This window comes from uncultured Bacteroides sp., assembly GCF_947632445.1.
In the GTDB taxonomy this organism is placed as follows: Bacteria; Bacteroidota; Bacteroidia; order Bacteroidales; family Bacteroidaceae; genus Bacteroides.
In genome coordinates, this window is the sequence record NZ_CANRPM010000020.1 from 13562 (window position 1) to 27474 (window position 13913).

The 13913-nt window shown below is 42.2% G+C and carries 12 protein-coding genes; 10 read left to right on the plus strand and 2 right to left on the minus strand.

Annotation, left to right across the window (positions count from 1 at the left end):
* Entirely contained in the window at nt 1-711 is a 711-nt protein-coding gene (locus tag Q0Z70_RS05935; protein WP_298073195.1) for a tRNA threonylcarbamoyladenosine dehydratase, read from the minus strand.
* Nucleotides 711-2843, minus strand: coding sequence for a cation:proton antiporter (locus Q0Z70_RS05940; protein ID WP_298073196.1), 2133 nt, complete (start codon nt 2841-2843; stop codon nt 711-713). Before Q0Z70_RS05940 ends, Q0Z70_RS05935 begins: the two co-directional genes overlap by 1 nt.
* A gap of 308 nt (nt 2844-3151) precedes the next feature.
* Here Q0Z70_RS05940 and Q0Z70_RS05945 point away from each other — a divergent pair, with 308 nt between their 5' ends.
* The 10 genes from Q0Z70_RS05945 to Q0Z70_RS05990 all read left to right on the plus strand — a co-directional run bounded on the left by Q0Z70_RS05945 (nt 3152) and on the right by Q0Z70_RS05990 (nt 13906).
* Nucleotides 3152-4159: an aspartate-semialdehyde dehydrogenase gene (locus Q0Z70_RS05945; RefSeq protein WP_298073197.1), complete on the plus strand. Its 1008-nt coding sequence runs from the start codon at nt 3152-3154 to the stop codon at nt 4157-4159.
* 594 nt (nt 4160-4753) lie between these two features.
* On the plus strand, nt 4754-5356 hold the full coding sequence (locus tag Q0Z70_RS05950; protein ID WP_298073198.1) for a hypothetical protein: 603 nt from the start codon (nt 4754-4756) through the stop codon (nt 5354-5356).
* 88 nt (nt 5357-5444) lie between these two features.
* Nucleotides 5445-5702, plus strand: coding sequence for a hypothetical protein (locus Q0Z70_RS05955; protein ID WP_298073199.1), 258 nt, complete (start codon nt 5445-5447; stop codon nt 5700-5702).
* 26 nt (nt 5703-5728) lie between these two features.
* Nucleotides 5729-6106, plus strand: coding sequence for a DUF1232 domain-containing protein (locus tag Q0Z70_RS05960; protein WP_298073200.1), 378 nt, complete (start codon nt 5729-5731; stop codon nt 6104-6106).
* Between the two features lie 177 nt (nt 6107-6283).
* The gene (locus Q0Z70_RS05965) at nt 6284-8101 is read left to right on the plus strand and encodes a dynamin family protein (protein WP_298073201.1); all 1818 of its coding nucleotides are present in this window, start codon (nt 6284-6286) and stop codon (nt 8099-8101) included.
* Nucleotides 8098-8487: a hypothetical protein gene (locus Q0Z70_RS05970; RefSeq protein WP_298073202.1), complete on the plus strand. Its 390-nt coding sequence runs from the start codon at nt 8098-8100 to the stop codon at nt 8485-8487. The genes Q0Z70_RS05965 and Q0Z70_RS05970 overlap by 4 nt, the downstream gene beginning before the upstream one ends.
* A gap of 2 nt (nt 8488-8489) precedes the next feature.
* Nucleotides 8490-10628, plus strand: a complete 2139-nt coding sequence (locus Q0Z70_RS05975; protein WP_298073203.1) for a dynamin family protein — start codon at nt 8490-8492, stop codon at nt 10626-10628.
* Nucleotides 10629-10672: 44 nt separating this feature from the next.
* The gene (locus Q0Z70_RS05980; protein WP_298073204.1) at nt 10673-12700 is read left to right on the plus strand and encodes a dynamin family protein; all 2028 of its coding nucleotides are present in this window, start codon (nt 10673-10675) and stop codon (nt 12698-12700) included.
* A 153-nt stretch (nt 12701-12853) separates the two neighbouring features.
* Nucleotides 12854-13030, plus strand: coding sequence for a hypothetical protein (locus Q0Z70_RS05985; protein ID WP_298073205.1), 177 nt, complete (start codon nt 12854-12856; stop codon nt 13028-13030).
* Nucleotides 13031-13099: 69 nt separating this feature from the next.
* Nucleotides 13100-13906 carry a hypothetical protein gene (locus Q0Z70_RS05990; RefSeq protein ID WP_298073206.1) on the plus strand — a complete coding sequence of 269 codons (807 nt, stop codon included), beginning with the start codon at nt 13100-13102 and terminating at the stop codon, nt 13904-13906.
* Nucleotides 13907-13913: the final 7 nt, after the last annotated feature.

The window sequence follows — 13913 nt, forward strand, 5'->3', positions numbered from 1 at the left end:
TTATAGTCGGCGGATAACGTATTCCGCAAGGTAACAACCGAAGACGGCAGGCATATAGCTCACTGTGCCGCAAGTCGATTTCTTGTTTTGTTCGTCGTCAGTCAGGAGTACGGCCTTAGGGTCGGCTTGTTCGCTGCTGAACACGACGGGTAGTTTGTGGCGGATGCCCATCTTCTGCAACCGCTTGCGCACGGCCTTGCTCAGTCCGCAATGGTAAGTATCCCAAATATCGGCAAAACGTATCTGCGTAATGTCACTCTTGGCGCCCGCGCCCATGCTGGAGATAATCTTGATGCGCCGTCTCAAAGCCTCGACTATCAGATGGCATTTAGGAGCCAAAGTGTCAATGGCATCGACCACAAAGTCATAGCGGGTGGCATCAAGTAGCTGGGGAATGTTCTCGTCCTTTAGGAAAACGGGGAGGATGGTAAGCTCCACATCGGGGTTGATGTCACGGAAACGGGCAGCCAGAACTTCGACCTTGGGCTGCCCCAACGTGGAGTGCAGGGCCGGAAGCTGGCGGTTGATATTGGTAGGCTGGACGATGTCTGCATCGACTAACGTCAGGCGGCCTACCCCTGCGCGGCACAGCATCTCGGCCGCATAGGCTCCCACACCTCCCATACCTACGACTAATACATGGGCCTGACGCAGACGCTCGTTTTTTTCTTCGCCCAGCAGCAGGCGTGTGCGTTGTTTCCAATCTTCCATCAGTTTTCCTTTTTAAACCATTTATAGAACCATCGGCCTACCTTCTCGTAGTGCTGGCTCTCGTTACTGCCCTGCGGATTGGAGAAGGAAAGGGCATCCTGCGGATCGCCCAGCTGGTCGGGATACAAGACGATGAGGCTGTTGTTCGTGAAATAGCGGCCCAACTGGCCGGGCAATTTCTCGAACGAGCTGTCGTAAGAAATGGATCCGCGGCGGGCACTGATGACTACCAGCAGATGGTCGTAGTTTACCTGGCCGGTCAAAATCAGCAGGTCTTCCCACTCGTCGAGGCGGGAGAACTCGGCCAGTGTATTGCTATGTTTCTTCTTGACCAAGGCCTGGAGCAGGTTGCCCGTCTGTTCGTTGGCAAAAAAGTGGACACGGCATCCCAGCGTGGTGCCCATGCGGCAGAAGTGTTCTACCCACTTCTGAAAGCCGGCTTCGTACTCGGCCTTGGGCGGCACGGCCACGATGATGCGCCGCAAGGTATTGATGGGTATCAGGAAACGGGCCACCATCACTTCACGATGAAGTCCCTTGAGCAGGTTTTCGGTCAGCATACCGAAGAAAGAATCTACAATGTTCACCTTCCAGTGGAGGCCGATGATGACATCCGTAGCCCCATGTTCCTTGGCCGTATGGATGATACCCGCGGCAATGTTCAGGTCATAGCGGCTGATGCACTTCAGTTCCACACCTGCCGAGGCGGTAATTTTGGCCGCACGTTCCAGGTAGCGCTTGCCCTGCTGTTCGAGGGCTTCGGTGCCCGAATGGTCGTTTATGACATTCAAAGCCAGCAGATTGTCCTTCTGCTTGGGGTCGCGGATGACAAGCGACAAGTTCATCAGATATTCGATGGTATTGGGATTGGCCACAGGTATCAGAATTTTTTCGGGCTCACGCGAACGGTCTTCCTCTGGATGTGCCTCGCCCATGGCCATCTTGCGTGCCGCCCGTTCGGTGGTGAAGGAGCTGACAATGCAGGTGACGAGGATGAGAAGCACCGTGCCGTTGAGCACATCTTCGTTGAGCAGACGGCTGCCGTCGGGCAGGATGATGTTATAGCCCACCAGTACCGCCGCCAGTGTAGCTGCCGCTTGTGCATTGCTCAGGCCGAACATCAGTTCGCGTTCGAGGGCCGACATGCGGTATATCTTCTGCGTTAGCCACGAGGCAATCCATTTGCCGCCCAGCGCCACCACAATCATCACGCCCGCTACCTTCAGGGCATCGCCGTCGCCAAAGATGACATGCAGGTCTATCATCATGCCCACACCTATCAAAAAGTAAGGGATGAACAACGCGTTGCCCACAAACTCCAGATGACTCATCAGCGGCGACACGTGGGGAATGAGACGGTTCAACACCAGACCTACAAGGAAAGCACCCAGGATTCCTTCCATGCCGATGAGCTCCATCAGTCCCGCACCCAGGAATACCATGCCCAAAACGAAAATATATTGCATCACATTGTCGTCGTAACGGCAGAAGAACCAGCGCCCGATGCGTGGCAGGAAGTACATGATGAGCGTGGCCAGCACCACGAAACGCAACACCAGCCAAAGCCAAAAGAAACCGCCCGACTCCCCCTTGAACACCCCGCTGACGACGGCCAGCACGAGCAAAGTCAGTGTGTCGGTGACGGCCGTACCGCCCACTGCTATACTCACACTGCGCTGACGCGAAATGCCATAGCGGATAACGATGGGATAAGCCACCAGCGTATGCGAGGCGTACATACTGGCCAGCAGAACGGAAGTGATGAGACTGTACTTCAACAAATGCACATTGGTCACCATACCGATGCTGATGGGAATGATGAAAGCCAGCAGGCCCAACGCCACCGCCTTGCCTCGGTTCTTCTTGAAGTCGGCCATATTCATCTCTAATCCCGCCAGAAACATGATGTAATAGACGCCTACTTTGCCGAAAAGCTCAAAACTGCTGTCGCGCATCAGGATGTTAAACCCGTGCTCGCCGATGGCCAGTCCGGCCAAAATCATGCCGATGATGTGAGGAATGCGCAGCTTGGTCAGCAGGATAGGAGCAAACAAAATGATGAGCAGTACAAGGAGGAAAATCCATGTAGGGTTGGTTATGGGGAGTTCCAAACTGAAGTCTAACCAGTCCATAGGCTTGCGTCATTTTAAATTCTTGTGCAAAAATAGCAAAAAACTTTTCACTTACCACCACCTGTCCCTGCTACTTTCAGGAAAACATCCGCTTTCCTTTGACAGAAAGCACCGTTATTCGAAGACGAAAACACTGTTTCCCAAGGGTAAAAGCGATGCTTTCCATCACCCGCCGCCATCATTCGCTGCAACCCGTGCATGTTTTTATCAAAAAAATAAAAACGACTTCTGTGTTTATAATCGCAGAATGTTGTAAATTTGCGCCTCGAATTGACTTCTTATAAACCACTTAAAACAAAGAAAAAGAAATGAAAGTAGCGATTGTTGGAGCAAGCGGAGCCGTAGGACAAGAATTCCTGCGTGTGCTCGATGAGAGAAATTTCCCGTTGGACGAGTTAGTTTTGTTCGGTTCGAAACGCAGTGCCGGTACCAAATATACCTTCCGCGGCAAACAGATCGAGGTCAAACTCTTGCAGCACAACGATGACTTTAAAGGTGTGGACATCGCTTTCACTTCCGCAGGCGCGGGCACATCGAAAGAGTTCGCCGATACCATCACCCGATACGGCGCCGTGATGATTGACAACTCCAGTGCCTTCCGCATGGAGGCCGACGTCCCCCTGGTAGTGCCCGAAGTCAATGCAGCCGACGCCAAGAGCCGCCCGCGCGGCATCATCGCCAACCCCAACTGCACCACCATTCAGATGGTTGTTGCCCTGAAAGCCATCGAACAGCTTTCGCATATCAAGACCGTACACGTAGCCACCTATCAGGCCGCCAGCGGTGCCGGAGCCGCCGCCATGGACGAACTGTACACCCAATACCGCCAGGTACTGGCCGGCGAACCTGTCACTGTAGAAAAATTTGCCTACCAACTGGCCTTCAACCTCATCCCTCAGATTGATGTCTTCACCGACAACGGCTATACGAAAGAAGAGATGAAGATGTACAACGAGACGCGCAAAATTATGCACTCCGACGTCAAGGTGAGCGCTACCTGCGTCCGTGTGCCTGCCCTGCGCTCCCATTCCGAAAGCATCTGGGTGGAAACCGAACGCCCTATCTCCGTCGAAGAAGCCCGCGAAGCCTTCGGCAAGGGCGAAGGACTGGTGCTGATGGACAATCCCGCTGAAAAGGAATACCCCATGCCGCTCTTCCTGGCCGGCAAAGACCCCGTCTACGTAGGTCGCATTCGCAAGGACCTGACCAACGATTGCGGACTGACTTTCTGGATTGTAGGCGACCAAATCAAGAAAGGTGCCGCCCTGAATGCCGTTCAGATTGCCGAATATCTGATTGGGGAGAAAGCTCTTTAAGGGAGAAATCGCGATTGGCTTTCAGTTTGAAAGAAACATCCAGGCGGTAATGTGTGGATGCCATAGTTGCGAAAATCCCTTTTGAAGTGGCATTTTTCTTTTCACCTGCGCAGGTTTTCCGCGTACCCTTCTCCTATTTTTGTATTAAAAAACAGTCCATGATACAAAATAGCGGAATTTATTTGCTGTTTCCCGATAATTCGTTTATTTTTGTGGATAGTAAAACAAAAAAGTACGATAAACGAAACAGTAATAGTTCTAAACATATTGCAAAACTTGTACTGACGGATTATTAGACCTGGTTAAATCTGGAAAATTGAACTTAGGAGTCTATAATGATTTTAGTCAAAGCATGTTCTTGTACCCCGACAAGGGGCATGGACTGACTTTAGCTTATTTAGACTCCACGGTTTTTCCAGAACCTTACCAGATGAAATAAGGAAAGAGCAGGGACGTGCTCCTTTCTTTTATTCGTATTTTCCACCTTTCCGTCCTTCTTGTTTTTCAAATGTGTTGTGGATTTAAAAGTGAATGTTTGTTGTTGTGAACGAATATGAATCTTAAACGAAGAATTTACAAACAAAGGACAAGATTATGAAATACGTGAATTTTTTACCTTGGGTGGGTGAGCGCTATCATGCAGGATGGAATGGTAAACGGGTGATGGTGCTGGGCGAAAGCCATTATTGTGCTTCTCCACAAGAAGCGGTTCCACAGATTACCAACCGGATAATAGCCGATTTGATGGATGCTGACAGCGAACACGAAGGTTATAAGAATACCTATACGAAGTTTGCCAATGCCTTGGCAGGAAAATTCCTCTCTTTCGATGAACGGAAACAGTTGTGGCATTCCATTTTGTTCTACAACTATGTACAGCGACCTTTGTCCGGTGCACGAGTCTCTCCCACCGCACAAGAGTTTGCCCAGTCAGAGGCAGCTTTCTTTGAAGTACTTGAGGCCTATCGTCCCGATTGCATCATTGCATGGGGCACGCGCCTTTATAACAACCTGCCCCGCAAGGGATACCAACTTCCCGACTTGATTCTTCCGAATGGGGATAGCCTGGAAACATGGGCGTATGAGACTTCCGATGGACACATCGTGCAAGTGCTTCCTATCACACACCCCTCAGCGGCATTTGTTCCAACCTATTGGCACGAAGTGATACAATCGTTCTTCAACCGGATTTTATAAAGACAACGATATGAATTTGAAATTAATCAGTTTGCTGATATTGATTCCATTAAATGGACTGAGTATTCATTCTAAAACAGAAAAATATATGGAAAAAGAGACATTTTATTGTGAGTATTGCGGACACAAGTTCCCCAACGTCCGTTTGTTAACGTCAGGCAGTTGCCCCCGCCATCCCGATGGCAGCAACAAAGGCCGTCACAAACTCTATGAGGGTAGCGAAAAGGCCAAGTACACCTGCAAGTATTGCGGCAAGCAGTTTCCTTCCATCCAAGTGATGGTAGGAGGCACGTGTCCCTATCATCCAAAAGGAAGTAATAAGGGGCCACATGCACCGGCATTGTAAATGTAAAATCTGTAATAGATAAAGTTATGAAGAAGATTGACGATTATTGTTCATACGGCTGTTATTTTTCCACTTCTGAATTGTGGAATAAAATCAAGAACGTTGCTCAAAAAGCCGGAATCAAAGTTGTGTATGCTGTCTTGTTGCTGTATTATGTAGCAACAGATGAAAACGTGTCGCTAAGTGATAAGGCAAAGATTTATGGTGCTTTGGGCTATTTTATTCTTCCGATAGATTTGATTCCTGATATAGTTCCGGGAGGATACGTAGATGATATGTCAGCATTGCTGTGGGCTTTACGTGCCGTTTGGGATAACATAACCCCGGAAATAGAACGTAAGGCAAAAACTAAATTGCGCGAATGGTTCGGAACTATTCAAAAGAATGATTTGGAATTGTTCTAATTCGAGAAATTACTAATTTAAAAATCATGTGGTTTTAAATAGTGAGTCCGCTTTAAAAAGTTTGTGTTTTTAATTCCATCCTTTCAGAAATATTTAGGTGGCGTTAAATTCAGTCAAAAAGTTTTTTAATGTGAACCCTCAATAGTAATAAGGGTAATCATTTAAATTTATGTATATATGATAGATATTGATAATCTGATTTCTATAACAAAAAATCTTGGTATTGAAAACATTGTGGCAGAATTGGAATTCTATAAAAACAGAATCAATTCTACTGATAAAGATTTAATTCTTCCATTGGTGGGAGAATTTTCATCGGGAAAGACAAGTTTAATCAACTCTTTATTGGATAAACCAAATCTTGAAACTGCTTCTAGAGCGACAACAGCTTCCATTTTTGAGGTTAGATTTGGAGCTGATTCGTGTTATGCGGAAATAGTGAATAAAGAAGGAAGTATAGAAAATATTCAAGATGTGACCGAAATTAAAAACTCTACACTTTCGGATGTTGAGTTAGTTAGAGTGTACGATACTTCTACTCGAATAGGATCTTCTACCATCTTGGTTGATACTCCGGGATTATCATCGAATGATCCGATGCATCGGATAGCACTTTCCTCTTATTTGCCTAATGCTGATGCGATTTTGCTTCTAACTGACATTAATCAACAAATCACCCGTTCTTTATTAGACTTTATTTCTTCAACTCAAATTTGCCAACGTCCCATCTATCTGGTAATTACAAAATGTGATACTAAGACTCCCAATGAAATAGAACAGGCAAAAAAGTATATCCGTGATAGCATAAACTTTGAGTTTGCAGATATCATAGCAATATCTGCTTCCCAAGGAATGATGAACGAATTTGATGCTTTGATTGCCAAAATACAACAGAATAAAAGTGCCATTGTCGAGTATTCAATTGAAGCCCAGATAAAAAATATTGCTGGTGAGGTCTTGAATATCATTAATGATTTGCTGAAACAAAGTGACAACGTTGAAAATATCAATGAAAGTATTGATAGTGAGAAAGGCAAGTTAAAGAAGATTGCCCGTAATATTGATGATCTAATTAAAGAAGTCGGTTACAAGGTTAATGAAAATGCCGAAACGTCTTATAATCAATTCAGAAAGTTGATATTTACTCAGGTTGATGATATCGTGAAGAATCAAGGGCGTGATTGTGATCAAGCTGTTTATGGGGCTGTGAATAGTTGTGGTAATATGATTATGCAAAAATTCCAACGTAATATAATTGCGGAAACTCTAGAATTAGCCCGTCAACGCCAAAATTCTTCCAATTCGATACCTATTAATTCACTTGAAACAATTCACATTTCCGATCAGGCTTTTAATGGGTTTTCCTATAATATAAGTCTTTCTTCCGTAGGTCATAAATGGGACAAGGTAATAGGATATACCATATTAGCAGGAGCTGCTATTGCTGCCATAGCTCCTGCTGCAGCAGGAGCAATAACCATTGGAGAAGGAACAGCTACAGTAGTGGCTACGGATGTTGCTACGGATGTTGCGTCTACTGCATACACTGCTAGTAAAATCAATAAATTACGAAAAATGGGAGAAATAGCAAGTAGGACTGGTATAGTTGTTGAAAATGTATCTAATAAAATGGACGAAATTAAAAACATGAATCAACAATTGGGAGAAAAAGTGGGCATGAAACGTGGACTTATAGAAACATCTGTAGGTTGGGTCACTGATTTTTTTGCAAAATCAGCAAGACAAAGAGCTGTAAGCGAATATATTGATGGTACACTGTTGCCTGAATTCAGGTTAAAGGTGACAGACTTAGGCAACACGATTCTTCGAGAAGTCTCTACACTGATTAAGCAGGAATCTCAAGCAGCATCCGATGTCATACGTAAGAATTTGGAAGCGATGAAAGTTGAACTTGCAGAAAAAAAAGAGGAATATACTCGCAAGATGGAGTTGTATAAAGAATATTCAGAACAATTAAAACAATATATATCATGATAAAATTTTTCATTGGAACCGTTATCGGTTTTATTGGTGGATATATGATTAACAACCAAGGAGCAAAGAAAGAATTAAAGTCGCCTTCGGGAGAGTCATATTCTATATTATACCAACAAGCTCAATCAGAAAACGTAAAGCTGCGTACAGATATCAAGCAAAAAATGGAGCAAATAGATGAACTCAATTCCAAAATCAAATTATTGACTAAAACTCTGAGAGATAAAGAAGATCAAGCGGATGATCGGGCGGATGATATAGAAGGCTTAAAACGTATAATTCAAAAATTAAGAGTAGAAAATAGCGCTATGCAAGAACAAATAGATGAGTATAAAATGCTTTATAAATCATCGCAAGAAGAGATTGAGAATCTGAAAAACAAATAGATATGGACATAAATTCACTGGTAATGACATGTTTGGTTGCTTTACTTGTTGGTAGCTTGGCAACTTGGATCATAATGCGTGGCCGCAAGAGAGAAAATTCTCTTTTGCAGCCACGTTCTGTAGAATTGCTCGATTCGAGTAATGAAGTAAAAACATTACAAAACCAATTAGCGGAATCTCGATTAAAAGTTGAAGAACTTGAAAATAAAGCTGCGACTCTAAGTGAAAAGCTTAAATTACGCGAAACGGAACTGATAAACCTTCAAAAAGAATTTGAAAACTTGGTAAATCTTACACCTGAAGGCCGTAATGATGCTATTCTTAATAAATACAAAGCGGATATTGAAAAGAAATCTAAAGAGATTGAAAATCAGGAAGAGGAAATAGAAGAATTGAAAGATGAATTATCCGCTACCAAGAAAAAACTTTCCAAAGCAAAATCAGAGGTGGAAGAGGCAACTGAAGCTATTGAAAGAACGAATCAAGAACTTAAAAAGACTGAAAGTGAGCTAAAGTATGTGACACAAGAGAGGGACGAACTTCAAAAAGAAAATGCCATAAAAAACGAAGCTATTGAGTTTATAAACGCGGTTTTAACAGCTCAGCCGGCAGACGATAAGAATGCTACATTGGTAGATAATAAAGTTTCACAAATAGAGTCTGTTATTTTGGACCAATACCTGCCTTCCTTAGATCAATATTCATCATATTACGAGGACAAAGACGATTGGAAAAATATAGTTAGGGATACAATCACCAGTTGGGGGGTTGTGCAAAGAAAGTCATGGTTGAAAGAAAAAAAGGTTGTAGCTTTTATTGGGGAATTTTCAGCAGGAAAAACTTCTATAGTGAATCGTATTCTTTCACAAGATAATCCCGATAGCCCTACTCTTCCGGTAAGCAGCAAGGCTACAACAGCTATTGCCACGTATATTTCTTATTCTTATGAAAAAGAAAAAAAATTCTTGTCACTATTTACAAACACAAAGGGTGATTTGAAAAAACTTTCTGAAGAGATGTTTCAGAAAGTAGATAAGGAGCTTTTGGGGAAGATAAATGCCAGCTCTCTAATTCGTCATTTTGTACTGAGTATCAAGAATGATAACCTCAAAGGACTAAGCATTCTTGATACTCCGGGATTTTCCAGTAATGACGAGGAAGATCAAGATAGAACACTTGATGTGATAAAAGAGGCACATGCTCTTTTTTGGGTTATGGATGCCAATACTGGTGAAATCAACAGAACATCACTTAAAATTATTGCTGATAATATTCAAGATCTTCCTTTGTATATAATAATAAATAAATCAGATACAAAATCTATCGGTGAGTTGAACCAACTTGAGGCTCATATCCGCCAAACAATGGAACGAGCCGGAATAAGTGTTAAGGGTTACGTTCGTTTTTCTCAAAAATCCCGACTTGATGAATTGATGAATATAATTCAATCATTGGAAAGTAAGAAAACAAATTTTGATATTACATCTATTTGTTTACGTATTCGTTCGGATATAGATCAATTGAATAAAAATTTGAAATCTTTACGCCAGAAGATACGAAAATACGAAACAGAAATTTCAGAATATGAGGATACAATATCGTCAGGGTTGGGTGAAATGCAAGAATCGAGCCAAAGGGTTGCCTCTATACCACAATTAAAATCCCATTGGTTTAGTGCAGACGATTATAGGATGGATCAAGAGGAATATCAGGAATTATCAGAACACTGTAACTTTATGGAACAGTGCTCAGAAGATATAGCTATAATTTTTCCAGACTTGAGAAAAAAAGTAGAAGAGCATATGAAATTGTCAGAAAGTCAGCAAACTTATAAAGAACAAACTAAAGGCTTGCAAGATATATTGAAGCAGTTGGAGAATACCTTGAAAAGTTTGGATCTCAAGCAATATGAAACGTTACAGCAGAACCTGGAATATAAAATTGGGGGAAAAACGAAGGGAATGCAGATTAAATCTGCTTCTTCTTTCGATGAGAATGAGGGATTTAATGCTTTCCAGAAAGCGATGCAATTTCAAAACCAAGATGAGCGTGAAGAAGCAAAATTTTGGTTTATTCGTTCGGCTAAATTAGGTTATAAAGATGGGGAAATATATTGTAAAATTAATGGATTAATGGATTAATGGATTAATGGATTAATGGATATAAATACTAATGTTATAATTATATGAAATCTGATAGTAATCTCTTTTTGGAATATCAAGAGAAAAAACGAAAGGTGTGTGACTTAGCCGAGGCTGCTTTGAAAGCTGGTTGGTTAGATGAAAAGACTCACAATGAAATTCTTTCCAAAATCAAAAATGATGTACTCACAATTGGAGTCATCGGACAAATGAAATGTGGAAAATCCACATTCTTAAATTCATTTCTTTTTGGCAAGCCTTTTTTGCCGGCTGCCACCACACCTATGACTGCTGCCTTGTCTGTCATTACTTACGGTGATAAAGAAGAAATCATAGCCGAATTTTACTCTCAAGATGAATGGAATGAATTAAAAGATTTGGCGCAACGTGATGAAGAAAAAGAAACGGACTTACAAACAAAATCTTCCATAAAAGCCGCTAAAGAACTTTATGAAAAATCAGCACCCATTCAGTCGCAGATTCCATCACTTCTCGGTAAAACTCAGAATGACGATTTTAATAATCTTATTGAATATGTGGGGGCTGATGGAAGATACGTTCCCATTGTAAAATCAGTAAAAATCTATTTGTCGGAAGAGTGGCTTAAAGGGATTGAGATTGTAGATACTCCGGGGTTCAATGATCCGGTGATTTCGCGTGAAGAACGTACAAAAGAATTTTTGAAACGAGCAGATGTGGTTTTGATGATGCTCTATGCCGGTAGGGCTTTTGATGCGACAGATCGGGATATTTTATTTGACAAGGTGAAACGAGTGGGGGTTGGTAAAATTATTCTTGCCGTAAATAAATACGACATCCAATTATTACGAAACGAATCGCCGGAACAAATAAAAGGATTTGTGACGGATGAAATTCAGAAAGCCTTACATCAATATAAAGAGGATACGCTTTCTGAATTGCTTAGCGATTTGGAACCGATACTTATTTCTGCTCAATTGGCCTTATTGTCTAAAATGCCATTGAGCGACATCAGAACGGATGCAGATTTGAAATTCCACTACGACAAAGCATGTGATGAGTTTTACTTGCAAACACAAGCCCAATTATATGAGAAGAGCAATGTTGCTGAATTAGAGAATAAAGTCCGTGAAATTATAGCCTCTCAAAAAGAAACTATTCTTATCAAAAAACCTATTAATCTTATTTTTCAGAGTGCGAAGAATATCATTGATGCAATTAAAAAAGAGTTGCTTAAGCTTAATCAATCAAAAGAGGTATTGAGCATCCCTGATGATGAATTGGAAGTGCGTATCAAAAATCTGAAAAAAGCTGAAAAAAAGATTATACGTAAAATAGAATTTGCAGAGTCAGATTTAAGCGACGCTTTCGATGAAATATCGGTAAAGTTGTTTCGTCGCCTACAAGATATGGTAGAAGGCGTAAAAGATGAATGTAACCGAATTATAGGTAATTATAAGCGGGGGGAGCTTCAGCGGAAATTGAGCGATAGAATTGAACGGTTTGAGGATATAGAGTTGCCTAGAGCGCAGGAGAATGTACCAAAGGAACTCAGGAAATCGTTGAATGAGAATCTTAATCAGTTATCTGATGATATCACTGATATACTTGGTGAATACGTGGATGATTCTGATGAAATCGTTGAATGTTTTATTCGTGAGTTGAAGAAAAAACAGTTTGATATTGGTGTTTCTACTTCCTGTTGGTCTGAGGAAAAAGAAGAAGATGATGATGATGGTTTCTCTTTTGGGATGCTGCTGGCGTTGCCGGTGTTGCCGATAGCTGGGATCATTACATTATTTAGTACAGGTAGAGATGAGGCTCACGAAGAAGTAAAACGCTATTTTTCTTCTATTGATTTGAATGAAATAAAAGACAAATTCCCTCAGGAAAAACGTAAGTTTTTGTCATTGCTTCATGGAGAAAACATAAAAAATTTGATGAAAGACCTGACCAGGCAGGCAGAAGAGGCGCAAGGTTCTAAAGAAGAAAAACAAAAAGCCCTTGAGGATGTCCTGTCTAAGATAAGCTTGAATGAAACAAAATTAGAAAAAATCAATATTGAATATAAAAAACTAAAAGAGCTAGTTTAGCATGTGAAAAGTAGTTCGAATCAGTCCCGTTCGCACAAAGCGTGCGAACGGGATAAGCCTTATTGCGAAAGGACAGTAATCAAAAAAATCATGTCTTTGCAGCTTTTTCGCGTACCTTCCCTCTCTTTGCTTTCGTAAACTTAAAACATGGATATGAAACATGTAGAAGCGATCAGCCTGTGTGCTGATTTACAGAAACGGGTGATTCAACTGAGACTTAGACAGAGTATAACTCGAAAGTACAGGAAGGTGATGAACCCTGCCAGGAACATGGAAGAATTGTTTAAAGAGCTGAATGATATTCTTGTGCAATCGGAGGAGTTGATTTAGTTGTGGAAGAAGAAGTGCGGCTCACTCCGCAAGAAGAGAATACATCCATTTAATAAAAAGAATATGCTTATGAAAACTTTTGATGAAATGTTAAGGGATTCGTTGGAAGAAGATTGTGACCCAGGGGAAATATGTGACTACATCCGTAGCGGAATCGGCGTAGAGGAGAAACGTCGTGCCCTGCTGGAAGTGGAGCGTATGATTAAAGGCATTGCCGGAAATGAGAAAAATCTCTATTTATTCGACCTTTTCAGCCAGAAAGAAACTGATGATATAGAAAACCTTGTACTTATGCGCAGTTTCATTTTAGATGAAATGATGCCGCATACTCCGGAAGAGATGGAACGGTTCAAGCATCAAAACGATCGCCTGCTGCGTCTTACCCAAGAGGCTACGAAGCAGGAGAGAAATATGATCCAAATGTTTTTCCATTCACCATATCGGGAGAAGGATTTGATGCTGTATGACATAGAAAAAAGCCTGACTTTCACTTGGGGGGATGAAGACGCAGTGATAAAGATGCAGAACGATGACTACTACGGTTCCGACTTCAGCTATATGCTGCATCTCATTTCTGAACTGCTAACAAGGACTCCCAATGCCACCAATCTGACAAATGGAGTCAGTCCTTTGTGTTTCGGAGAGAAAGAGGCTTTGAGTGGGAATGCCGATACGATGGATGACGGTACGACTTGGGCGGATGGAATATATCTGCACCATGAAGCATTTAAGGATATTTGTGTATGTTATGCCGTGCATGCCGTTTGCACACATCTGCCTTACTCCATCCCCGATTTGTTGCGTATGGATGATTTCTATGTGAGTGTGAAACTGGAGTACGGTCATGAAGATTGTGAACAAAGAGATAAGTCCTGAAAAAATT

Coding starts and splice junctions, on each gene's coding strand:
- Q0Z70_RS05935 (WP_298073195.1), bottom strand. CDS start 711: ATGGAAGATTGGAAACAACGCACACGCCTGCTGCTGGGCGAAGAAAAA.
- Q0Z70_RS05940 (WP_298073196.1), bottom strand. CDS start 2,843: ATGGACTGGTTAGACTTCAGTTTGGAACTCCCCATAACCAACCCTACA.
- Q0Z70_RS05950 (WP_298073198.1), top strand. CDS start 4,754: ATGAAATACGTGAATTTTTTACCTTGGGTGGGTGAGCGCTATCATGCA.
- Q0Z70_RS05975 (WP_298073203.1), top strand. CDS start 8,490: ATGGACATAAATTCACTGGTAATGACATGTTTGGTTGCTTTACTTGTT.
- Q0Z70_RS05970 (WP_298073202.1), top strand. CDS start 8,098: ATGATAAAATTTTTCATTGGAACCGTTATCGGTTTTATTGGTGGATAT.
- Q0Z70_RS05955 (WP_298073199.1), top strand. CDS start 5,445: ATGGAAAAAGAGACATTTTATTGTGAGTATTGCGGACACAAGTTCCCC.
- Q0Z70_RS05945 (WP_298073197.1), top strand. CDS start 3,152: ATGAAAGTAGCGATTGTTGGAGCAAGCGGAGCCGTAGGACAAGAATTC.
- Q0Z70_RS05990 (WP_298073206.1), top strand. CDS start 13,100: ATGAAAACTTTTGATGAAATGTTAAGGGATTCGTTGGAAGAAGATTGT.
- Q0Z70_RS05960 (WP_298073200.1), top strand. CDS start 5,729: ATGAAGAAGATTGACGATTATTGTTCATACGGCTGTTATTTTTCCACT.
- Q0Z70_RS05965 (WP_298073201.1), top strand. CDS start 6,284: ATGATAGATATTGATAATCTGATTTCTATAACAAAAAATCTTGGTATT.
- Q0Z70_RS05980 (WP_298073204.1), top strand. CDS start 10,673: ATGAAATCTGATAGTAATCTCTTTTTGGAATATCAAGAGAAAAAACGA.
- Q0Z70_RS05985 (WP_298073205.1), top strand. CDS start 12,854: ATGAAACATGTAGAAGCGATCAGCCTGTGTGCTGATTTACAGAAACGG.